Annotated in this window: 13 protein-coding genes; 8 read left to right on the top strand and 5 right to left on the bottom strand. The window is 69.0% G+C overall.

From position 1 onward, the window contains the following. Window positions 1–980: 980 nt before the first annotated feature. From rplM to glmM, 3 genes are all read left to right on the top strand, one after another. Entirely contained in the window at window positions 981–1,424 is a 444-nt protein-coding gene (gene rplM / locus L0P92_RS34550) for a 50S ribosomal protein L13 (protein ID WP_030046395.1), read from the top strand. A 42-nt stretch (window positions 1,425–1,466) separates the two neighbouring features. Next, window positions 1,467–1,979 (top strand): 30S ribosomal protein S9, encoded by a 513-nt coding sequence (rpsI, locus tag L0P92_RS34545; protein WP_128433144.1) that lies wholly within the window; start codon window positions 1,467–1,469, stop codon window positions 1,977–1,979. Between the two features lie 239 nt (window positions 1,980–2,218). Further along, window positions 2,219–3,577, top strand: a complete 1,359-nt coding sequence (gene glmM, locus L0P92_RS34540) for a phosphoglucosamine mutase (RefSeq protein ID WP_234767002.1) — start codon at window positions 2,219–2,221, stop codon at window positions 3,575–3,577. A gap of 141 nt (window positions 3,578–3,718) precedes the next feature. On the opposite strand, the gene L0P92_RS34535 is transcribed toward glmM, so the two are convergent. Beyond that, the gene (locus tag L0P92_RS34535; RefSeq protein WP_234767001.1) at window positions 3,719–4,657 is read right to left on the bottom strand and encodes a DUF389 domain-containing protein; all 939 of its coding nucleotides are present in this window, start codon (window positions 4,655–4,657) and stop codon (window positions 3,719–3,721) included. Between the two features lie 16 nt (window positions 4,658–4,673). Next, the gene (coaA, locus tag L0P92_RS34530) at window positions 4,674–5,642 is read right to left on the bottom strand and encodes a type I pantothenate kinase (protein WP_234767000.1); all 969 of its coding nucleotides are present in this window, start codon (window positions 5,640–5,642) and stop codon (window positions 4,674–4,676) included. A gap of 192 nt (window positions 5,643–5,834) precedes the next feature. Here coaA and L0P92_RS34525 point away from each other — a divergent pair, with 192 nt between their 5' ends. The 3 genes from L0P92_RS34525 (at window position 5,835) to glmS (ending at window position 9,674) form a co-directional block, all read left to right on the top strand. Beyond that, entirely contained in the window at window positions 5,835–6,884 is a 1,050-nt protein-coding gene (locus L0P92_RS34525; protein ID WP_234766999.1) for an ATP-binding cassette domain-containing protein, read from the top strand. Further along, complete coding sequence (locus L0P92_RS34520) at window positions 6,881–7,696, top strand: ABC transporter permease (protein WP_234766998.1); 816 nt, start codon at window positions 6,881–6,883, stop codon at window positions 7,694–7,696. The genes L0P92_RS34525 and L0P92_RS34520 overlap by 4 nt, the downstream gene beginning before the upstream one ends. Before the next feature lie 130 nt (window positions 7,697–7,826). Continuing rightward, the gene (glmS, locus tag L0P92_RS34515) at window positions 7,827–9,674 is read left to right on the top strand and encodes a glutamine--fructose-6-phosphate transaminase (isomerizing) (protein WP_234766997.1); all 1,848 of its coding nucleotides are present in this window, start codon (window positions 7,827–7,829) and stop codon (window positions 9,672–9,674) included. Between the two features lie 16 nt (window positions 9,675–9,690). On the opposite strand, the gene L0P92_RS34510 is transcribed toward glmS, so the two are convergent. Both L0P92_RS34510 and L0P92_RS45820 read right to left on the bottom strand, forming a co-directional pair. Beyond that, entirely contained in the window at window positions 9,691–10,233 is a 543-nt protein-coding gene (locus L0P92_RS34510) for an MOSC domain-containing protein (protein ID WP_234766996.1), read from the bottom strand. Next, a complete protein-coding gene (locus L0P92_RS45820) occupies window positions 10,230–10,508 on the bottom strand; it encodes a DUF397 domain-containing protein (RefSeq protein WP_372497380.1) in 279 nt (92 codons plus the stop codon). The genes L0P92_RS34510 and L0P92_RS45820 overlap by 4 nt, the downstream gene beginning before the upstream one ends. A gap of 46 nt (window positions 10,509–10,554) precedes the next feature. Between L0P92_RS45820 and L0P92_RS34500 the strand changes: the two genes are divergently transcribed. Beyond that, entirely contained in the window at window positions 10,555–11,472 is a 918-nt protein-coding gene (locus tag L0P92_RS34500) for a hypothetical protein (protein WP_234766995.1), read from the top strand. A gap of 165 nt (window positions 11,473–11,637) precedes the next feature. On the opposite strand, the gene L0P92_RS34495 is transcribed toward L0P92_RS34500, so the two are convergent. After that, window positions 11,638–12,552: an alpha/beta fold hydrolase gene (locus tag L0P92_RS34495; protein WP_234766994.1), complete on the bottom strand. Its 915-nt coding sequence runs from the start codon at window positions 12,550–12,552 to the stop codon at window positions 11,638–11,640. Window positions 12,553–12,700: 148 nt separating this feature from the next. Between L0P92_RS34495 and L0P92_RS34490 the strand changes: the two genes are divergently transcribed. Beyond that, window positions 12,701–13,318, top strand: coding sequence for a TetR/AcrR family transcriptional regulator (locus L0P92_RS34490; protein WP_234766993.1), 618 nt, complete (start codon window positions 12,701–12,703; stop codon window positions 13,316–13,318). Window positions 13,319–13,384: the final 66 nt, after the last annotated feature.

Genomic DNA, 13,384 nt, shown 5'->3' with positions numbered 1-13,384 from the left:
GGACCCTGCCGGGGGTTCCGGTCGGGGGTTCGTTGAGGACTCGGGCCCGGGGCTCCGGTGAGGGCTCGGCCCGTGGGCCGTTCCGACCCGCCAGGGGTTCCGGCTCTGGACCCTGCCGGGGGTTCCGGTCGGGGGTTCGTTGAGGACTCGGGCCCGGGGCTCCGGTGAGGGCTCGGCCCGTGGGGCGCTCCGATCCGCCGGGGGTTCCGGCTCTGGACCCTGCCGGGGGTTCCGGTCGGGGGTCCGTTGAGGACTCCGGCCCTGAGCTTCCGGTGAGGGCTCCGCCTGCGGGGCGGCTCCGACTCCGCCAGGGGCTCCGCCCGCGGACCCCGCGGGGGCTCCGGCTGGCTCGTGGAGGACTCCGGCCTTGGGCTCCACTGGCGGCTCCGCCCGTAGGCCGGCCGTGCTGAGGGCTGGCCCGGGGCTCCCCGTTCGCCTCCCCGGTCGGGGCTCCCCCCTTCACCCCCGGCCGGGGGCTCCGCCCCTAGGCCTCGCTGTGTGGCTCGGTCACGGGGCCCGCCTCTTCGTTCGCACGGGGCGTGGCCCCCGGATCCCGCTGAGGGGCCGCCCGAGGAACCGGGCTTGTCCGCTCGTCGGTCGGCTCGGGGGGCTCCGGTGGTGGAGGTTCAAGGGTGGCGAGTGTCACTCGGAGTGGTCGAGGGGTGGTTTCTGGGGGTGGTTGAGGGTGCGGTGGTCGTCTTCGCGTTCCTGCCGTCGGTCGGGGCGTTTATCCTGGTGGGTGGACAGCAGGGGTGGGCGTGCGCGGTCATTTTGACCCGGCCGTGGCGGCGCAGGTATCCTGCATGTTCGTTGTGTATTGGCTTGCTCATTCTCACGGGACGGGCCCTTACACCGGTCCACCGGGCCGATGACCAGCGACCCCACGTACGCGGTATGCGTCGCCGCAGTGCGGTCCAGGCTGTCGTGATCGTTTCGGTGACCTGTTCAGGACCATTCACTCGAAGCGAAGGCTACGAACCGTGCGTACGTACAGCCCCAAGCCCGGCGATGTGACGCGCCAGTGGCACGTCATTGACGCTCAGGACGTCGTCCTGGGTCGTCTCGCCAGCACCGCCGCCTCCATCCTGCGGGGCAAGCACAAGCCGATCTACGCGCCCCACGTCGACACCGGTGACTTCGTCATCATCATCAACGCCGACAAGGTGCACCTCTCCGGCAACAAGCGGACCCAGAAGATGGCGTACCGCCACTCCGGCTACCCGGGTGGTCTGCGCTCCGTCCGTTACGACGAGCTCCTCGACAAGAACCCCGAGAAGGCCATCGAGAAGGCCGTCAAGGGCATGCTCCCCAAGAACACGCTGGGCCGTCAGATGCTCTCGAAGCTGAAGGTCTACAAGGGTGACCAGCACCCGCACGGCGCGCAGCAGCCGCAGCCGTACGAGATCACCCAGGTCGCGCAGTAAGTCCGGCCACCCCCTAAGCCTGAAGAGAATCTGAGGAGAATCGTGGCCGAGACCACTGCCGAGCAGCCGCTCGAAGAGCTTGACATCGACAGCTACACCACCGAGTCCGAGGTTCCGGTGGAGGGTGAGTACACCTCCGAGTCCCTCGCCTCCCGCTTCGGTGAGCCCCAGCCCGCCGCCGGCCTGGGTCGTCGTAAGAACGCCATCGCGCGCGTTCGCATCGTGCCGGGTTCCGGCAAGTGGAAGATCAACGGGCGGACGCTCGAGGACTACTTCCCGAACAAGGTGCACCAGCAGGAGGTCAACGAGCCGTTCAAGGTTCTTGAGCTCGAGGGTCGCTACGACGTCGTCGCCCGCATCGCCGGTGGCGGTGTCTCCGGCCAGGCCGGTGCGCTGCGTCTCGGTGTCGCCCGTGCGCTGAACGAGGCCGACGTCGACAACAACCGCGGCCCGCTGAAGAAGGCCGGCTTCCTCAAGCGCGACGACCGTGCGGTCGAGCGCAAGAAGGCCGGTCTGAAGAAGGCCCGCAAGGCCCCGCAGTACAGCAAGCGCTAAGCGCCGGCTGCCTCTGCTCGTACTCCGGTACTCCCGAGTACTCCGAACGCCCCGGCGGCACGCCACTGTGCCGCCGGGGCGTTCGTCTTATCCACGGGCTCGGGCGTATAACGGCACAAGACGTTCAAAGGCTTGTGTGATCCGATGCCCCGGGCATGGAATGCCGGGAAGCGGGAGCCGCCGGCCGCAGACCGCGGGCCGGATCCGCTTCCGGATCTGATGTTTCCTCAGGAGGACAAGTGGGACGACTCTTCGGCACGGACGGCGTGCGAGGCGTCGCCAACGCGGATCTGACGGCCGAGATGGCGCTCGGTCTGTCCGTGGCGGCCGCGCACGTACTGGCCGAGGCGGGCACCTTCGAGGGCCACCGGCCGAAAGCGGTGGTCGGACGGGATCCGCGTGCGTCCGGGGAGTTCCTGGAGGCCGCCGTGGTGGCCGGCCTGGCGAGCGCGGGCGTCGACGTGCTGCGGGTCGGCGTGCTGCCGACGCCCGCGGTGGCGTTCCTGACCGGCTCGCTCGGCGCCGACCTCGGTGTCATGCTCTCCGCCAGCCACAACGCCATGCCCGACAACGGCATCAAGTTCTTCGCCCGCGGCGGCCACAAGCTCGCCGACGAGCTGGAGGACCGTATCGAGGCGGTGTACGAGTCCCACCGGCACGGTGAGCCGTGGGAGCGGCCGACCGGCTCCGGGGTCGGGCGGGTGCGGTCGTACGACCAGGGATTCGACGAGTACGTCGCCCATCTCCTCGGTGTTCTGCCCAACCGGCTGGACGGGCTGAAGATCGTCCTCGACGAGGCGCACGGCGCCGCCGCGGGTGTCTCACCCGAGGCGTTCGAGCGGGCCGGGGCCGAGGTCGTGACGATCGGTGCCGAGCCCGACGGGCTCAACATCAACGACGGCTGCGGATCCACGCATCTGGACCAGCTGAAGGCCGCCGTCGTCGAGCACGGTGCCGCCCTCGGGATCGCGCACGACGGTGACGCCGACCGCTGCCTCGCCGTGGACCACACCGGCGAGGAAGTGGACGGTGACCAGATCCTCGCCGTACTCGCGCTGGACATGCGCGAGCGGTCGGTGCTGCGTGCCGACACCGTGGTGGCGACCGTCATGTCCAACCTCGGCTTCAAGCTGGCGCTGGAGCGCGAGGGGCTGAAGCTGGTGCAGACCGCCGTCGGTGACCGTTATGTGCTGGAGGAGATGAAGCAGCACGGGTACGCCCTCGGCGGTGAGCAGTCCGGGCATGTGATCATCCTCGATCACGCGACGACGGGTGACGGCACGCTGACCGGGTTGCTGCTGGCCGCTCGGGTCGCGCGGAGCGGGCGTACGCTGCGGGATCTCGCCGGTGTGATGGAGCGGTTGCCGCAGGTGCTGATCAATGTGCCGGACGTGGACCGGTCCCGGGTCGGGGACTCGGCCGACCTCGCGGCCGCCGTCGCCGAGGCCGAGCGGGAACTCGGGGCCACGGGGCGGGTGTTGCTCCGGCCGTCCGGGACCGAGCCGTTGGTGCGGGTGATGGTCGAGGCGGCGGATATTGATCAGGCGCGGTCTGTGGCGGGGCGGTTGGCTGATGCGGTGAAGTCCGCGCTGGGGTAGTTGGTTGTGCCGGGTTGGGGTGGGGGGTGCTGGTCGTTGCGGGCCGCGGGGTCGTCGTGGCTGGTCGCGCCCACGCGGCGGAGCCGCATATTGATACAGCCCCGCGCCCCTGTAGGGCGTTCCCCTACAGGGCGTTCTTCCCTACGGGGCGCTCTTGCGTCGGCCTCTTTTGCCCCACAGCCATTTCTGGGCCAGCAGAGTCAGGGCGCCGGCCACCACGATGCCCAGTAGGTTCAGCAGGAGCTGTTCCGTGGAGCCCCAGGTCTGTTTCGTGTCGCCGTAGCTCAGGGCCACTGCGGCGTTGGCCGCTGCCGGGACCGTGGTGACCGAGATGGCCACGCCGACCAGGGCGCCGGACTTGGAGGATGTGAGGGAGAGGGTGCCGGCGATGCCGGCGAGGACCGCCACGATGAACGAGAAGGCGTCGGGGGCGTAGACGAAGGCGGTGCTCGGGCGGTCGGCCTCCAGTTGTTCCTCCGAGAACAGGCCCAGCGTGTCCATGAACGAGCTGAAGCCGACCGTCACCGCCATGGCGACGGCGAAGCCGACGACGAGCGCGATCAGCGACCGCAGGGCGAGCCGGGGCACCCGCTGGACCAGGGCCGTGCTGAGCCCGGCCAGTGGGCCGAACTCCGGGCCGACCGCCATCGCGCCCACGATCAGGATGGCGTTGTCGAGTACGACACCGCAGGCCGCGATCATCGTGGCGAGCGTGATGAAGGCGAGGTAGGTCGCGGAGAGCGTCGACTCCTCGTGCGTCGCGTCGGCCAGGTGCTCCCACAGGACCGCGTCGGCGCCCTCGCCAGGAGCCTCCGCCTCGGCCTTGTCGGCCCGTTTGGACAGCGACAGGTCGATGTTCTCCACAGCGATGGAGCCGCAGTCCTCGATGCCCAACTGCTGGAGGTTGGAGAGGAGTTCGTCGCCCGCCTCGCGCGCCACGTCGCAGAGGACCAGGTCGCCGACGGGGTTGCGGGCTGCGCCGGGCAGGACGGCGACGTGGGCCGTCCCCACCGTCTTCTCGATGAGGCGGACCACGTCGTCGGTCTTGTCGGACGGCGTGATCATGCGGAGGTGGAGCATGGGGGCAGCGTAGCCGTCACAGTTTGCGCAGGCTCAGCCGCTGCACCTTGTGGTCCGGGCCCTTGCGGACGACCAGGGTGGCCCGGCCCCGGGTGGGGGCGATGTTCTCGACCAGGTTGGGCTTGTTGATGGTGCGCCACATCGTGCGGGCGTAGTCGAGGGCCTCCTCCTCGGACACCTGGGTGTACTTGCGGAAGTACGAGGAGGGGTTCTGGAAGGCGGTCTCGCGCAGCCGCTTGAAGCGGTTGAGGTACCAGTGCTCGATGTCCTCGGTGCGCGCGTCGACGTACACGCTGAAGTCGAAGTAGTCGGCGAGGCCCACCCGGGTGCGGCCGTCCTGGCCGGGCAGGGCGGGCTGGAGGACGTTCAGGCCCTCGACGATCAGGATGTCGGGGCGGCGGACCGTGAGCTTCTGGTCCGGGACGATGTCGTAGATCAGATGGGAGTAGACGGGGGCCGTGACCTCGTCCTTGCCGGCCTTGATGTCGGCGACGAAGCGGGTCAGGGCGCGGCGGTCGTAGGACTCGGGGAAACCTTTCCGCGACATCAGGCCGCGGGCCTGGAGCTCCTTGGTGGGGAGCAGGAAGCCGTCGGTGGTGACCAGCTCGACGCGCGGGTGCTCGGGCCAGCGGGAGAGCAGGGCCGCCAGGAGTCGGGCGACCGTGGACTTTCCTACGGCGACCGAGCCGGCGACTCCTATGACGAAGGGGGTGCCGGACTGGGAGCCCTGTTCGCCGAGGAAGGTGTTCAGGGCGCCGCGCAGGCCGTCGGTGGCGCCCACGTAGAGGTTGAGGAGTCGGGAGAGCGGCAGGTAGATGTCACGGACCTCGTCGAGGTCGATGACGTCGCCCAGACCGCGCAGCTTCTCGACCTCCTCCGCGGTGAGGGGGAGGGGGGTCTTGTCGCGCAGGGCGCTCCACTCGGCGCGGGTGAGGTCGACGTAGGGAGTCGCCTCCGGCCTGGGCCGGTGGGCGCTCCGGGGCATCGAGGAGACCGGAGAGATCACAGTCCATTGTTACGGGAGTACGAACGGACGGTGAGGTGGGATCCGTCACGCGGGTCCTCGTCTCGGTCATTTCCGGGAGAAAGCTGGACAAGACGGGGAATGTCAGTGCCGTGCGTCACAGTTGTGGGAGAGGTGGGCCCGGGCCGGGGTCCACGACCTCGAGGGGTGACCATGACGACGTATGCGATCGAGGCGGAAGGCCTGGTCAAGCGATTCAAGGACACCGAGGCGCTGGCCGGGGTCGATCTGGGGGCACGCAGAGGCACGGTGCTCGGACTGCTCGGGCCCAACGGCGCGGGGAAGACGACCGCGGTGCGGATCTTCGCGACGCTGCTCCGGCCCGACGGGGGCAGGGCACAGGTGGCCGGGCACGACGTGGTCGGGGAGGCCGGGGTCGTCCGCGCCATGGTCGGGCTGACCGGGCAGTACGCGGCGGTGGACGAGAACCTGACCGGCACGGAGAACCTGCTGCTCATCGGCCGGCTGCTCGGCCTGTCCCGGCGGGACGCCAGGGCGCGGGCGCGTGAGCTGCTGGAGCGCTTTCAGCTCACGGACGCGGCCGGGCGGGCCGTGAAGACCTTCTCCGGCGGGATGCGCCGGCGTCTGGACCTAGCGGCCAGCCTCGTGGGCCGGCCCAGCATCCTCTTCCTCGACGAGCCGACCACCGGCCTCGACCCGCACAGCCGCGGTGAGCTGTGGGACCTGCTGCGGGGCCTGGTCGCCGACGGGGCGACGGCGCTGCTGACCACGCAGTATCTGAACGAGGCCGATGTGCTCGCCGACGACATCGTGGTGATCGACAAGGGCCGGGTGATCGCCGAGGGCACTCCGGATCAGCTGAAGTCGCAGGTCGGAGGGCAGGTGCTGGAGCTACGGCCGGTCGCGGAACGGGACCTCGCGCGGGCGCATGTGCTGGTGGCCGGGGCCGCCGGGCCGGAGGCCCGGATCGAGGGCGAGACGATCACCGCCCCGGTGAAGGACCCCGAGCTGATGCCGGCCGTCGTACGCACTCTCGACCGTGAGGGGATCGCGGTGGGCGAGCTCGCGCTGCGCCGTTCCTCGCTCGACGAGGTCTTCCTCGCCCTGACCGGCCACCGCGCCGAGCCGGGCGACCCCGAGGGCAACGGTGGTGCGGCGGTCCGGGACGGAGACGCGGACCGGGGTGCGGACGACGTCGTGGGCGGGGACTCCGAGCTGCGGAAGGCGGTGATGCGGCCATGACCGCCACCGCCACGACGATCACGGCCCCGGTCACCAAGTCGGGCCGCGTCCGGCCGCTCGACGGGCTCCGTCAGACCTTCACCATGGCCTGGCGCAGCCTCGTCGCGGTCAAGCACAACCCGCTGGAACTGGTCGACTACAGCATCACGCCCATCATGTTCGTGTTCCTCTTCACGTATGTGCTGGGCGGGCAGATGGCCGGGTCGCCGGAGGCGTACCTGAAGTACGCGCTGCCGGGGATCATCGTCCAGAACACGCTGTTCATGACGATGTACACGGCCATGGCTCTGAACACCGACCTCACCAAGGGCGTCTTCGACCGCTTGCGCAGCCTGCCGATAGCCCGCTCCGCCCCGCTCATCGGCCGTATCACCGCCGACCTCGCCAAGCACGTCTGGGCGATGCTGCTGATGATCGGCCTCGGCCTGCTGCTCGGCTTCCGGATCACCGGGGGACTGAACGGGCTGGTGCTCGGGATGCTGCTGGTGGTCGTCTTCGCCGCGGCGGTGTCGTGGAGCGCCGTGCTGATCGGGATGCTCGCGGGGGACGCGGAGAAGGTGCAGGCCTTCGCCTTCACGATCATCTTCCCGATCACCTTCACCAGCAGCGCCTTCGTCATGGTGGACACGATGCCGGGGTGGCTTCAGGCGTGGAGCGACGTCAATCCGGTGACGCATCTGTCGGACGCGTTCCGGGGGCTGCTGCTGGGTGGGCCGGTGGCGGAGCCGGTGTTGTGGTCGCTCGTGTGGGCCGCTGGGATCGCGGTGGTGTTCTATCCGGTGGCTATGCGGGCTTATCGGGCCAAGACATGAGATTCCGCCCAGCAGGCTGCTGGAGGGTGACGGTCGGGGGCGCGTACCCCGGTGGGAATTTCCGAATTCGGGCAGGCGGCGCGGTGTTCGGGGGCGAATTCGGTGACGATCGGGTCGTAGGCTGCCGCGCATGTGCGGAATCGTGGGATACGTGGGGTCGCAGTCGGCGCTGGAGATTGTCACGGCCGGACTGAAGCGGCTGGAGTACCGGGGATACGACTCGGCCGGGGTCGCCGTTCTGGCGGACGGGGGGCTGGCGGCCGCGAGGAAGGCGGGCAAGCTCGTCAATCTGGAGAAGGAGCTGACGGAGCGGCCGTTGCCGACGGGGACCACCGGGATCGGGCATACGCGGTGGGCCACTCATGGGGGGCCGACCGATGCCAACGCCCATCCGCATCTGGACAACGCCGGGCGCGTCGCCGTCGTGCACAACGGGATCATCGAGAACTTCGCCGGGCTGCGGGCCGAGTTGGAGGAGCGGGGGCACGAGCTGGGGTCGGAGACCGACACCGAGGTGGTGGCTCACCTGCTCGCTGAGGAGTTCTCGGTGACCGCCGATCTCGCCGAGGCCATGCGGCTGGTGTGCCGGCGGCTGGAAGGGGCCTTCACGCTGGTCGCCGTGCACGCCGATGAGCCCGATGTGGTGGTGGGGGCGCGGCGGAACTCGCCGCTGGTGGTGGGCGTTGGAGAGGGTGAGGCCTTTCTCGCCTCGGACGTCGCCGCGTTCATCGCCCATACGCGGTCGGCGATCGAGCTGGGTCAGGACCAGGTCGTCGAGCTGCGGCGGGACGGGGTGACCGTCACCGGGTTCGACGGGCGGCCGGCGGAGGTGCGGTCGTATCGCGTCGACTGGGATGCCGCCGCGGCGGAAAAGGGGGGCTATGACTACTTCATGCTCAAGGAGATCGCCGAGCAGCCCAAGGCTGTCGCCGATACCTTGCTGGGGCGTATCGACGGCGCGGGCTCACTGACGCTGGACGAGGTGCGGATCAGCGCCTCCGAGCTGCGGGAGGTCGACAAGGTCGTCATCGTCGCCTGCGGTACGGCCTTTCACGCCGGGTTGATCGCCAAGTACGCCATCGAGCACTGGACGCGGATTCCGTGCGAGGTGGAGCTGGCCAGTGAGTTCCGCTACCGGGATCCGATCCTCGATCAGCAGACCCTCGTCATCGCCATCTCCCAGTCCGGCGAGACCATGGACACCCTCATGGCGCTACGGCATGCCCGTGAGCAGGGGGCGCGGGTGCTGGCGATCTGCAACACCAACGGGTCGACCATTCCGCGGGAGTCGGACGCGGTGCTCTACACGCACGCGGGGCCCGAGGTCGCGGTCGCCTCGACGAAGGCGTTTCTGACGCAGTTGGTGGCCTGCTACCTGGTTGCTCTGTACCTGGGGCAGGTGCGGGGGACGAAATGGGGCGACGAGATCCATGCCGTGATCCGGGACCTGGCGCACATCGGGGGTGACGTCGAGCGGGTCCTGGAGACCATGGAGCCGGTGCGGCAGCTGGCGCGGAGCCTTGCCCACAAGAACACGGTGCTCTTCCTCGGGCGGCACGTCGGCTATCCGGTGGCGCTGGAGGGCGCGCTGAAGCTGAAGGAACTCGCCTATATGCATGCCGAGGGGTTCGCGGCGGGGGAGTTGAAGCACGGGCCGATCGCCCTGATCGAGGACGATCTTCCGGTGGTCGTGGTCGTGCCCTCGCCCCGGGGGCGATCGGTTCTGCACGACAAGATCGTGTCCAACATGCAGGAGATCCGGGCGCGGGGGGCTCGGACCATCGTGATCGCGGAGGAGGGGGACGAGGCGGTGGTGCCGTACGCCGATCACCTGATCCGGATTCCGGCCACGCCGACGCTTCTTCAGCCGTTGGTGGCCACGGTGCCGTTGCAGGTGTTCGCCTGCGAGCTGGCCACCGCCCGGGGGAACGAGGTGGATCAGCCTCGGAACCTGGCGAAGTCGGTGACGGTGGAGTAGCCCGTCGCCGGTGGCGTCAGACCCGCTCCAGCGGGCGGTGCGGTTCGTCCGGGAGCTTCACGGTGATCGTGTCACCGGGACGCACCACGCCGCCCACCTGGACGACGCTCATGATCCCTGCCTTGCGCACGATGTTCCCCGCCTCGTCGCGGCCGACGACCTGCTTCAGCAGGCCCTGCTGGAAGGCGTCGATCTGCAGGCAGGGGTTGCGCAGGCCCGTCACCTCCACGACCGCCTCGTCGCCGATGTGCAGCAGCGTCCCGGTCGGCAGCGCGAGCAGGTCGATGCCGCTGGTGGTGATGTTCTCCCCGAGTCCACCGGGCGTGACGGCGAAGCCTTCCTGGTCGACCTCGGCGAACAACTCCTCGTGAATGAGGTGGACCTGACGCAGGTTCGGCTGCGTGGGGTCCTGCGCGACCCGGGAACGGTGCTTGACGGTGACGCCGGCGTGCACGTCTCCCTCGACTCCGAGGCCGGCCAGCAGGGTGATGCTGGGGCGGTTGGGCTTGGTGAAGGAGTACTCGCTGTTGCTGCTGACTGCGGTTACCTTGGCGGTCATTCGGCGTGGGGTCCCTGGGGTGTGGTTTTGAGGGTGGTGCTGAAGGGGGTGAAGGTGGTGTGGGGGAAGGTGAGGGTTGCCCTGGTCGGGGCCTTTGAGTCGCGGATGGATAGGTGGGTGGGGGAGTTCGCCACCTCTACGCAGTAGGACGACCGCGCGGGGTCTAGCGATAGCGCTTCTACTTTACGGAAGCGCGTTCGTAAGGCGTTGAGCTGTGCTTCGAAGCTGACCTCGGTGGCTGAACGTTTATTCGCCGCTCGAAAGAGTGAACGCATCCCGATCGTCCGGATCTTCAGTCCTCTCGCCATCAAGGTTGCGCACATGGTCACATCAGCTCACGAGGGCATGCACCGCATCTTCCAGGAGCGGCCCGAGATCCTGGCGCCCGTCTTCGGGGTGCTAGGCGTCCCCTTATCCGCGAAGGCGACCGTGGACGCCGTCACCACGGACGTGACGGAGGCGCGGCCGCTGGAACGTCGCATCGACACCGTGCTGCGCATCGGCCCGTCCGACGGCGAGGACTTCCTGCTCGCCGTCGAGGCGCAGTCGGGCAAGGTCGAAGGCAAGGAGTGGAGTTGGGCGTACTACATCGGCTACCTCCAGGCGAAGTACGAGCTGCCCGTACTGCTTCTCGTCGTCTGTCAGAACAGGGCCACAGCCAAGTGGGCGGCCGGTCCCTTCGACTGCGGTACGCGCGGCTGGACGGCTTTGCGGACATATCCGCTGGTCGCCGGCCCGGACAACCTGCCGGTGATCACCGACGCCAGGACCGTGGCGAAGAACCTCCCACTTGCGGTGCTCTCCGCCCTGGCACACGCCCGCAGGCGCGAAGGCGACGCCATACTGGAGGCCATCGGCACAGCCCTTCAGGAACTCCTGGAGACCGACCCTGCCACCGCCAAGTACTTCTTCGACTTCCTCGAAGTCACTCTGGGCAAGACTCCAGCCGGAAAGAAATGGAAGGCAATCATGTCGACGTTCGTCAGCTACTTCCCCGGTCGGGGGACGGTCCGTGAGACGGCTTACCTGGAAGGCAAGGCCGACGGAGAGGCAAAGGGCGAGGCCAAGGGAATCCTGCTCGTGCTGGAGGTGCGCGGCATCCCCGTGCCGGACAGGGTGCGCGAGCGGATCACCACCTGCACTGACCTTTCCCGCATGGACGCATGGCTGGAGCGCTCCCGCACGGTCGAGCGGGCCGAGGATCTTTTCGCCGATGAGACCAGTCCTGAACAGGCCTGAGCGCGAGAGACCTGCACGACAGCCAGCAGAGACAGTCGGATCCTGGAGGCCGTGTACACCGTCGTGTACGGTCGCCCGCTCTCTGACAGTTGCCACGGCCGAGCGCCACGCCCCACTGCAGGGTCATCCGGAGGCACTGTCCTGACCCGTCGGTGCGGGTGGTTGTCAGTCGTGGGTGGCCATGAAGTCCAGCAACCTTCGGTTGATCTCCTCCGCGTGGTCGATCTGTGGCCCGTGGCCCGTGTCGGAGATGATCTCGGCTCGGGTGCCCGGGATCAGGCGCGGTACGCGTTCCGCCTGGCGTTGCGGGTGTACGAGGAGGCTTCGCTTGCCGAGCACCAGATAGAGCGGAGTCCGGATGGTGGAGAGCTCCTCCTCGGACAGGGGAAGCGGTGACGGGCGGCGTATGCGGTAGGCGCGAACCGCCGTTCTGATCATCGTGCGCAGTTCCGGCACGACAAGGACCGGCTGTTCGAGCCAGGCCGCCAGTCGTGGGCGGAGTGCCTTGGGCGCGAAGGTCGCGAAGAGGCCGGCGAAGATCCAGACGAAGAAGCGCAGCCCCACTTTCTCCAGGCCGCCGGGGTCGAGCAAGGTGACCGAGGCGAGGCGACCGGGCCCGCGGTGCGCCTGGTTCAGGGCGAGCCAGCCACCGTAGGAGGAGCCGACGAGGTGGACGCGGTCGAGGCCGAGCCCGGCGAGCGTCTCGTCCAGCCACTGTGCGGCGCGTTCGGGTTGGTGGATCGGCTCGCGCTGCACGCTGCGGCCGGGATCGCCCGGGGTGTCGATCGCGTAGACGGGGCGGTCCGCGCTGAGGTCGGGGGTGTTCGGGTACCACATGGCGGAGCAGGAGCCCGCCCCGTGCACCAGGACGACCGGGGTGCGGGCTCGGGCGGCCTCGTTCGCGGGGCCGTAGCGGTAGACGTGGGTGGTGCCGAAGGACGTCTCCACGTCTTCTTCCGCGAGCGCGGGCGCCCCCAGTGCGTAGACCGCGTCGCAGGCCGTGAAGTGGCGCTCGCGCCAGGCGTCGCTCACATAACGGCCGACATCGGCCCGGTTGTTGCGGGCAGCGGTCTCGGTCATGGCCACCTCCGGCGTCTCGGGTTTGTGATACGAACGTACCACGATGTTGGTACGGCCGTATCATCAAAGGGCCCCATGGAAGCCATGGCCGGAAGCGGGAAGCTACGGACGGAAGTCGTAGCCGGAGCGACGAGCGGAGAACTGTCCGATGCCCAAGCGCGTGGACCACGCAGAACGGCGCACCGAGATCGCCGAGGCCCTCATCCGGGTCGCCGGCCGACGCGGGCTGCATGCCGTGGGGATGCGCGATGTGGCGGCGGAGGCAGGTGTGTCACTTCGGCTGGTGCAGTACTACTTCCAGACCAAGGAGAAATTGCTGCTCTTCGGGCTCGAGCAGCTGGCGGAGAGGTTCGGGGAGCGGGTGTCCGCCCGGGTGCGGGCCGCCGGGGACCAGCCTGGTCCGCGCGCGATGGTCGAGGCGCTGCTGATGGCGGCGCTGCCCACGGATGACGAGAGCCGTACCTTCCACCACCTCTACACCTCGTACGCGGTTCTTGCCGTGCACGACCAGGCGCTCGCGGCCCAGCCCTTCATCAAGAACCCCGACGCCGCCGAGGACGCCCTGACCGAACTCCTACGGCAGGCACAAGAGGCAACTCTGCTTGAGCCCGGCGTGGACGCAAGGTTGGAGGCGGTCGGCCTGCTCGCCATGTCCGCGGGACTCGGCACCAGCATCCTCGTCGGCCAGCGCAGCCCGGAGTCCGCCGTCACGGTCCTGGACCATCACCTGAACCGAATCTTCCGGACCGGTGATGAGGCTGGGTGACGGACGGCCGTCCCCTCCGGCCGGGACGTCTGCCCCCCCCGCGCGGCAAGGCAGCTCCCCCGGACC

Source organism: Streptomyces muensis (genome assembly GCF_021474425.1).
In the GTDB taxonomy this organism is placed as follows: domain Bacteria; phylum Actinomycetota; class Actinomycetes; order Streptomycetales; family Streptomycetaceae; genus Streptomyces; species Streptomyces muensis.
The sequence above is the reverse complement of the archived record's forward strand: the minus strand, read 5'-3'. Positions and strand labels throughout refer to the sequence as shown.